This window comes from Ruegeria sp. SAZA006 (genome assembly GCF_059613465.1).
The window spans coordinates 86,320-94,491 of record NZ_JBXWSO010000008.1; the positions used below are offsets into that span (position 1 = coordinate 86,320).

At 57.0% G+C, this 8,172-nt stretch carries 12 protein-coding genes; all 12 read right to left on the bottom strand.

The annotated features are described in order from the left end of the window. Window positions 1-14: 14 nt before the first annotated feature. On the bottom strand, window positions 15-416 hold the full coding sequence (locus AC2FNZ_RS08995) for a YybH family protein (protein ID WP_496840271.1): 402 nt from the start codon (window positions 414-416) through the stop codon (window positions 15-17). Between the two features lie 125 nt (window positions 417-541). Then, the gene (gene rplP, locus AC2FNZ_RS09000) at window positions 542-955 is read right to left on the bottom strand and encodes a 50S ribosomal protein L16 (RefSeq protein WP_005980704.1); all 414 of its coding nucleotides are present in this window, start codon (window positions 953-955) and stop codon (window positions 542-544) included. Window positions 956-967: 12 nt separating this feature from the next. Continuing rightward, window positions 968-1,678 (bottom strand): 30S ribosomal protein S3, encoded by a 711-nt coding sequence (rpsC, locus tag AC2FNZ_RS09005; RefSeq protein WP_093965346.1) that lies wholly within the window; start codon window positions 1,676-1,678, stop codon window positions 968-970. Beyond that, a complete protein-coding gene (gene rplV / locus AC2FNZ_RS09010) occupies window positions 1,678-2,058 on the bottom strand; it encodes a 50S ribosomal protein L22 (RefSeq protein ID WP_039538267.1) in 381 nt (126 codons plus the stop codon). Before rplV ends, rpsC begins: the two co-directional genes overlap by 1 nt. Window positions 2,059-2,061: 3 nt before the next feature. Beyond that, window positions 2,062-2,340 (bottom strand): 30S ribosomal protein S19, encoded by a 279-nt coding sequence (gene rpsS, locus AC2FNZ_RS09015; RefSeq protein ID WP_005980699.1) that lies wholly within the window; start codon window positions 2,338-2,340, stop codon window positions 2,062-2,064. A 3-nt stretch (window positions 2,341-2,343) separates the two neighbouring features. Then, window positions 2,344-3,186 carry a 50S ribosomal protein L2 gene (rplB, locus tag AC2FNZ_RS09020; RefSeq protein ID WP_093965344.1) on the bottom strand — a complete coding sequence of 281 codons (843 nt, stop codon included), beginning with the start codon at window positions 3,184-3,186 and terminating at the stop codon, window positions 2,344-2,346. Window positions 3,187-3,402: 216 nt separating this feature from the next. Further along, window positions 3,403-4,692, bottom strand: coding sequence for a hypothetical protein (locus tag AC2FNZ_RS09025; protein ID WP_496840273.1), 1,290 nt, complete (start codon window positions 4,690-4,692; stop codon window positions 3,403-3,405). Between the two features lie 143 nt (window positions 4,693-4,835). Then, window positions 4,836-5,132 carry a 50S ribosomal protein L23 gene (locus AC2FNZ_RS09030; RefSeq protein ID WP_093965341.1) on the bottom strand — a complete coding sequence of 99 codons (297 nt, stop codon included), beginning with the start codon at window positions 5,130-5,132 and terminating at the stop codon, window positions 4,836-4,838. Beyond that, the gene (gene rplD, locus AC2FNZ_RS09035; RefSeq protein WP_093965339.1) at window positions 5,129-5,746 is read right to left on the bottom strand and encodes a 50S ribosomal protein L4; all 618 of its coding nucleotides are present in this window, start codon (window positions 5,744-5,746) and stop codon (window positions 5,129-5,131) included. The genes AC2FNZ_RS09030 and rplD overlap by 4 nt, the downstream gene beginning before the upstream one ends. Further along, window positions 5,743-6,468 carry a 50S ribosomal protein L3 gene (gene rplC, locus AC2FNZ_RS09040; protein ID WP_170343454.1) on the bottom strand — a complete coding sequence of 242 codons (726 nt, stop codon included), beginning with the start codon at window positions 6,466-6,468 and terminating at the stop codon, window positions 5,743-5,745. Before rplC ends, rplD begins: the two co-directional genes overlap by 4 nt. A gap of 18 nt (window positions 6,469-6,486) precedes the next feature. After that, complete coding sequence (gene rpsJ, locus AC2FNZ_RS09045) at window positions 6,487-6,801, bottom strand: 30S ribosomal protein S10 (protein ID WP_008756422.1); 315 nt, start codon at window positions 6,799-6,801, stop codon at window positions 6,487-6,489. Between the two features lie 222 nt (window positions 6,802-7,023). Continuing rightward, window positions 7,024-8,112, bottom strand: a complete 1,089-nt coding sequence (locus AC2FNZ_RS09050) for an aldo/keto reductase (RefSeq protein WP_496840274.1) — start codon at window positions 8,110-8,112, stop codon at window positions 7,024-7,026. Between the last annotated feature and the right edge of the window lie 60 nt (window positions 8,113-8,172).

An 8,172-nucleotide genomic window follows, 5' to 3' on the forward strand; every position in this document is an offset into this window, starting at 1 on the left:
AACCGCTGCAGCTGTCACAAGTCAATATAGGGCAACGGGTCGCTGTGGTGCGCGATCAGCTTCCACGCTCCACCTTCATGGCGATAGACATTCGTGCCGCGCATCCGGATACCGGACCCATCGCCCTGCCCCGATGCCTCGGCGACGTGATGCACGGTGGCAAGCGTATCCCCTAGCACAACATGCCGGTTCAGCACTTTGATCGACCCGCCCAGATGCGCCCGACCCTGCGCGACCCAATCCTGATCCGTGACCTTCCACCCGATGTGGAACAGATCGGGTGATGGCCCCATATAGATGACGTCGTCTGCGTGCGACCACAGCGCCTCCATTGGTGCAACGTCACCCTCGAACATAGCGTTCAGTGCGGCAAAGAAGCCGTCGTCAATCTTTTCAATCTCTGACTTCAAAGTCATTTGGGGCCCCTGTTTTAGGCTTTTCCGAAATATCAAAAGCTGAAGCTGAGCCTAACCCAAGCCATCCGTAAAACAAAAAACCCCGCCGGAACGGCGGGGTTTTCTGAAGTGTTAGAAAGACCGGCTTACCAGTCCTCGCGGACCACCACGCGGGTCTTGATCGGCAGCTTCATCGCAGCCAGGCGCAGGGCCTCGCGCGCGATTTCATCGTTGACGCCGTCAATCTCGAACATCACGCGACCGGGCTTCACTTTGGCTGCCCAATAGTCGACCGAGCCTTTACCTTTACCCATACGGACTTCGGTCGGCTTCGAGGTCACGGGAGTATCCGGGAAGATCCGGATCCAGACGCGACCTTGACGTTTCATGTGACGGGTCATGGCACGACGAGCAGCTTCGATCTGGCGTGCGGTGACGCGCTCGGGCTGCAGGGCTTTCAGACCGTAGGTGCCAAAGTTCAGATCAGAGCCGCCTTTGGCTTCGCCCTTGATCCGGCCTTTGTGCATCTTGCGGAATTTTGTACGCTTTGGTTGAAGCATATCTTTCCCTCCTTAGCGACGACCGCCACCAGCACCACGAGGTGCAGGGCCGTCCTGGAGTTCCTGTGCTTTACGGTCACGTGCCTGCGGATCGTGCTCCATGATCTCACCTTTGAAGATCCAGACCTTGATCCCGATGATCCCGTAGGGGGTCATCGCTTCGGCATGTGCGTAATCGATGTCGGCACGCAGGGTGTGCAGAGGCACGCGGCCTTCGCGGTACCATTCGGTCCGTGCGATTTCGGCGCCGCCCAGACGGCCAGCGACGTTCACCCGGATACCCAGGGCGCCCATACGCATGGCGTTCTGAACCGACCGCTTCATCGCGCGGCGGAACGAAACGCGGCGCTCCAGCTGCTGAGCGATCGACTCGGCAACCAGCTGCGCGTCGAGTTCCGGCTTGCGCACTTCGACGATGTTCAGGTGCAGTTCGCTGTCGGTCATCTGCGCGATCTTCTTGCGCAGAACTTCGATGTCCGCGCCTTTCTTGCCGATGATGACACCGGGACGCGCAGTGTGGATCGTGACGCGGCACTTCTTGTGCGGACGTTCGATGATCACACGGGCGATGCCGGCCTGCTTGCACTCTTTCTTGATGAACTCACGGATCTTGAGGTCTTCCAGCAGAAGATCACCGTAGTCCTTGGTATCTGCGTACCAACGGCTGTCCCAGGTGCGGTTGACCTGAAGGCGCATGCCGATCGGATTGACTTTATGTCCCATTAGGCTTGCTCCTCAACTTGACGCACCTTGATGGTGATCTCCGAGAACGGCTTCATGATCTTGCCGAAACGGCCACGGGCACGCGGACGACCGCGCTTCATGACCAGGTTCTTGCCAACCCATGCTTCGGCGACGATCAGCTCGTCCACGTCCAGGTTGTGGTTGTTTTCGGCGTTCGCGATTGCGGACTGCAGGCACTTTTTGACGTCCTGCGCGACACGCTTGTTCGAGAAAGTCAGGTCGGTCAGAGCCTTCTCGACTTTCTTGCCGCGGATCATTTGCGCAACCAGGTTCAGTTTCTGCGGGCTGGTGCGAAGCATACGGGTTTTTGCCATTGCTTCGTTTTCAGCCACGCGGCGGGGGTTCTTTTCCTTGCCCATGACTTACTTCCGCTTCGCTTTTTTGTCTGCAGCATGGCCATAATAGGTCCGGGTCGGCGAGTATTCACCGAACTTCTGACCGATCATGTCTTCCGAGACGTTTACCGGGATATGCTTCTGGCCGTTGTACACACCAAAGGTCAGACCCACGAACTGGGGCAGAATGGTGGAACGACGCGACCAGATCTTGATGACTTCGTTGCGGCCCGACTCGCGCGCAGCTTCGGCTTTTTTCAGCACGTAAGCGTCGACGAAAGGACCCTTCCAAACAGAGCGAGACATGTCTTAACGCCCTTTCTTCTTGGCGTGCCGCGAGCGGATGATCAGCTTCTGGGACGCTTTGTTCTTGTTGCGGGTACGCTTACCCTTGGTGTCTTTACCCCAAGGCGTAACCGGCGTACGGCCACCCGAGGTCCGGCCTTCACCACCACCGTGCGGGTGGTCGATCGGGTTCATGGCAACACCACGGACCGACGGACGCACGCCCTTGTGGCGCATACGACCGGCTTTGCCGAGGTTCTGGTTGCTGTTGTCGGGGTTCGACACGGCACCGACGGTGGCCATGCATTCCTGGCGTACCATGCGCAGCTCGCCCGAGCTCAGACGGATCTGAGCATAGCCGCCATCGCGGCCGACGAACTGGGCGTAGGTGCCCGCCGCACGTGCGATCTGACCGCCCTTGCCGGGCTTCATCTCGATGTTGTGCACGATGGTACCGATCGGCATGCCCGAGAACGGCATCGCGTTGCCGGGCTTGATGTCGGCCTTGGCCGAAGCGATGACCTTGTCGCCAACCGCCAGACGCTGCGGCGCCAGGATATAGGCCTGCTCGCCGTCGTCATATTTGATCAGTGCGATGAACGCGGTCCGGTTCGGGTCATATTCGATCCGCTCGACGGTTGCCGCTACATCCAGTTTGTTCCGTTTGAAGTCAACGATCCGGTAGAGACGCTTTGCGCCACCGCCACGGCGGCGTGAAGTGATCCGTCCGGTGTTGTTCCGGCCGCCCGATTTGGTCAAACCCTCAGTGAGAGACTTGACCGGACGTCCTTTCCAAAGCTCCGAACGGTCGATCAGCACCAGCCCGCGCTGGCCCGGCGTCGTCGGTTTGTACGACTTGAGTGCCATGCTTTCTGTCTTCCGTTTAGCAAGCGCGAGGATCAATCCCCGCTATGTGAGAGGCCCCCGTAGGTGCCCAGGTTATAGGGCCCCGAAGGTCCCCGGTTGCAAATATCACAGGCCCCGGAACGAATCCGAGGCCGCAAGATTTGGAGCGTGTAGCAGGGTTGGGGGTGGGGGGCAATAGCTAGAACGCCTTCTCAAGTAGTTATTCTCGAACCGCCTTTAAGCCTTGTCCACCGCTTTCGAAAACGCCTGCGCCAAAATCGCTGCAACCGATTTTACAGTTCCCTCGTCTACGCTGGCAGAAGAGGCAACCGTTTGGTTGTGCTGCTGACCGAACATGCGCTTGATTAGTTCCGCTTTTATCTTTTGTTGCTCTGTCGCTTCTAGGTCGGCCATGAAAGGATCAAGCGCCTTAGTTTCAAGCGCAAACGATAGCATTTGCTTCTCATTGTCGCGATGCATCTTCGACTGTTTGGAGGCGTATCCAGCGGCGACAAGCAAAATAGCAGTAAGCGATGTCGCCGTTACGATGCTCGCCCAATTCAGCGAGCCGGAAACAGTAGGATCAAAGCCCATCCAGTACTTGAAGCCCAACCAAAAGACCGCTGCAGCAAGCGACGCCATAGAAATCCAGCGCCAAAGGTCAGCCTGCATTTTTTCTTCCTCCGCGCTACTTTGGTAGCCTCCGGCAACGCTATCTCGACCTACCAGCCTGTGAATTTCCAACACAGATTGGTGCTTTTCTCTCACGTCTTTCATTATTTCTTCGCCTTCACTTGCGAAGTGTACTAAAAGCTCTTCAAGTTTTTTTGCCTGCTCTGCGCCTATCTCGGAGTGCTGCCGATCAATGGACTTCCTCCATTCGGAAAGCTGATTCTCAAATTTCTTTTCGCGATCAATTTGCACCGTGGAAAACTCTTCAGCACGCTCCGTCTGCTTTTCTGTAAACTCTGATTGCCACTCTGAGAGTTTCGCTTCCGTTTCTGATGACAAAAGATCAAGCCGCTGGCGGAACTCGTCCGCTTTGCCGGTCAGCTCCGACAGTTTCCCCACGCTCTCCCCGATTTGTTCTTTTGTCTTACTTTTAAAGTCGTTCATCACGACAGCGAGCGAATGAAAGGCTTTCTCAGTATGACGAATGACTTTCTGAGATTCTGGAAGCCTAGACATGGCTGCCAAGTGATAGATCTGAGGAGAATACTGCGAAATATGATCGTTTGCAGCCCGCAGAGGGGCAGTTTGTGGCGAGTTTGAATAATTCTGAAGCTGCTGGAAAAAATTCCCATGCCTCAAGTGTTGGTTGAGTTGGTTCAACAACGCCAGAGGAAAAAATTCTGGATCGATACCTGCAAGTGTTTCTTCCAAATTGCTCAGGATCTTCCTGAGACGCCGCCGCTCTTCTTCAAATTCTGCATCTATATCTCCGGTATCAACATCCAACCACTCAACGGACTGACGCAGCGTTTCATGCAAAGGGTGTTTCTCAAAATCTATTGACCAGCGAGACAACTTAAAGATCCTCCGTTTGCATTCAGAACACGTTATGGATGTAACGCACACCCGCGGACTATGCATGTATGAAATTGAAGGAAAAAACAAAAAACCCCCGCCTTTCGGCGGGGGCCTTCATCTCTCTCCAAAGACGGGTCCGATCAGAGACCGGTGGTCACGTCGATGGTGTTGCCCTCTTCTAGGGTCACATAGGCCTTTTTGACGTCTTTCCGCTTGCCCAGCTGGCCGCGGAACCGCTTGACCTTGCCTTTGGTCACGGTGGTGTTCACCGCCTTGACCTTCACACCAAACAGCGCCTCGACGGCCTCTTTGATCTGCGGCTTGTTGCTGTCGATCGCCACTTCAAAGACAACCGCGCCGTTTTCGGACGCCATGGTCGTTTTCTCGGTGATGATCGGCTTGCGGATCACGTCGTAGTGTTCTGCCTTCGCGCTCATTTCAGTCGAGCCTCCAGTGCTTCGACACCCGCCTTGGTGAGCACCAGCGTGTCACGCTTGAGGATGTCATAGACGTTTGCGCCCATCGACGGCAGGATATCCAGGCCTTCGATGTTGCGGGCTGCGCGGGCGAACCCTTCGTTCACGGTGGCGCCGTCGATGACCAGAGCGCGCTTCCAGCCCAGGTCTGCAACCTGCTTGGCCAGTGCGGCGGTCTTGCCTTCGGCTTCGGCGCTTTCGATCACGACCAGCTCACCGGCTTTGGCCTTGGCCGACAGTGCGTGGCGCAGGCCCAGCTTGCGGAACTTCTTCGGCAGATCGTGGCCGTGCGAACGCGGTGTCGGACCCTTGTAGATGCCACCCTTGCGGAAGATCGGCGCGTTGCGGTCACCGTGACGTGCGCCACCGGTGCCCTTCTGGCGATAGATCTTCTTGGTCGAGTAGCTGGTTTCCGAGCGGGTCTTCACCTTGTGGGTGCCAGCCTGCGCGTTGTTGCGCTGCCAACGGACCACACGGTGCAGGATGTCCGCGCGCGGCTCCAGGCCGAACAGGTCCGCATCCAGCTCGATGTTGCCGGCTTTCTTGCCGTCCAGTTTGATTACATCAAGTTTCATGCTTCACCACCTTCCGCGGGTGCTTCTTCCGCAGGTGCTTCGGTTGCAGCCGATTTCACAGCAGCCGGGAAAGGCAGGCCTTCCGGTGCTTTCTTCTTGACGGCGTCCTTGACGGTGACCCAGCCCGATTTTGGTCCGGGAACGGCGCCTTTGATGAAGACCAGACCACGGTCGGCGTCGGTTTTGACGACCTCGAGGTTCTGGGTGGTAACACGGGCAGCACCCATGTGACCGGCCATCTTCTTGCCTTTGAACACCTTGCCAGGGTCCTGACACTGACCGGTCGAACCGTGCGAACGGTGGCTGATCGAAACACCGTGCGAGGCGCGCAGACCACCGAAGTTGTGGCGCTTCATTGCACCGGCAAAGCCTTTACCGATCGAGGTGCCCGAAACGTCAACTTTCTGACCAGCCAGGAAGTGATCTGCCGAAATCTCGGCGCCCACTTCGATCAGCGCGTCTTCCGACACGCGGAACTCGGCCAGCTTGCGCTTGGGCTCGACCTTGGCGGCGGCGAAATGGCCGCGCATGGCCTTCGAGGTGCGTTTTGCCTTGGCAGCACCGGCGCCCAGCTGAACGGCGGTGTAGCCGTCTTTGTCAGCGGTACGCTGTGCAACGACCTGCAGGTTGTCCAGGTGAAGAACGGTCACAGGGATCTGCTTGCCGTCTTCCATGAACAGGCGGGTCATGCCGACTTTTTTTGCGATAATACCAGAGCGCATCATCAATACCCTCCGATCTTACGACTGCAGCTTGATCTCGACGTCCACACCAGCGGCCAGGTCGAGCTTCATCAGCGCGTCCACGGTCTGGGGGGTCGGATCTACGATGTCCAAGAGACGCTTGTGCGTACGGATCTCGAACTGATCGCGGGATTTCTTGTCAACGTGAGGACCACGGAGAACCGTGAACTTCTCGATCTTGTTCGGCAGCGGGATCGGGCCGCGCACGTTCGCGCCGGTCCGCTTTGCAGTGTTGACGATCTCTTGCGTGCTGGCATCCAGGACGCGATAGTCAAATGCCTTCAGCCGAATACGGATGTTTTGGCTTTGCATATTAACAGCCTTTTTTCAGGCGTTGGAGTTGAGAGGAGGACGGGCGCTCATCGCCAACCCTCATCGAACCCAAAAGGCGGGAATCACCCCGCCTTCACGTTCTCACCGAGAACTCGCGCGGTTTAGAGGGGTTGGCGCTGTTTGGCAAGGGGGAAATGCCACCAAGCCCCAAATGCGGATTGTCTGACGAGTGATAGGCCGCCGCGCTGAATCTTGAACACCCTACCCGGCTTCAGGATCGTTTTGGGATTGCCCCAATTCCGCCAGCTCTGTCCAGACCGCATCCGGGATAGACCAGCCGGCCCATTCGAATGTCTGGTCCACGTGCTGCGGCCATGTCGCGCCGCAGATTGTCGAAGCGATATCTGTGTTTTTGACCGAGAACTGCAACGCAAGTGCCCCCAAGGGGACATCGTAGCGGGAACAGATACTCTCGACCGCATGAACCGGGCCCAGAACCGCTTCGGTCGCTGGCTGATAGACGTAGAAATGATGAGCAGAGCTTCCCTTGGCCAATATTCCTCCGGAATAGGGCGCCGCATTCAGAACGGTCACTCCCTTGGAACGCGCGAGTTCAATCAGCGGAGCGGAATTCACGTTGACGACTGTATGCCTGTTGTGCGTCAGAAGGACGTCGAACTCACGATCGCGTAGCATTGGCATCAGGACGTCAATTCGACCTCCGGCAAGCCCCACAGCTTTGGCCAGGCCTTCTTCCTTCATCCGAAACAGCTCATCAAGCGCGCCGCCCTTGCCGATCACCTCGGAAAGATCTGCTGCGTATTCAGGGTCATGAAGGTGAAGAATATCCACGTGATCAACGCCAAGGGCTTCAAGGCTTGCTTCAAGCGACCTTCGCGCTTGTGTCGCATCAAATCTGTTACTCTCCAAATCCCGGTCCAGTTTCGTGGACAGAACCCGGCCCTCGGGCCACCCGCCCAGTTCACGAATGACTTGCCCGATACGTTCTTCGCTTCGGCCCAACGCATACCCGCGCGCTGTATCAATGAAGCCATCCGGACGCTGTAGAATTGCCCTGATGGTATCCAGTGCACGGCTTTCGTCTACTTCGTATCCATATATCTGTGGAATGCTTCCCAGCCCTGTTGAACCGAACCCTATTTGCGGCAAGCTGACTCCAGTCCGGCCGATTTCAACATGCTTGGTCATCCCACCATCCTCCCCTACTGGACAATTCTGACTGCAATTGTGTCGAGGGGTGCCGCTCAACGCAAGCGTGGCGTATTCGCGTGCAACACCAAGATCGGCGCAACCATGGTTTTGGGAACTTAACGAAAAAGGGCGCCCCAAGGGACGCCCTTTCCATCAGTATGCGCTGATGCGCCTTACTCGATGATTTTGGACACGACG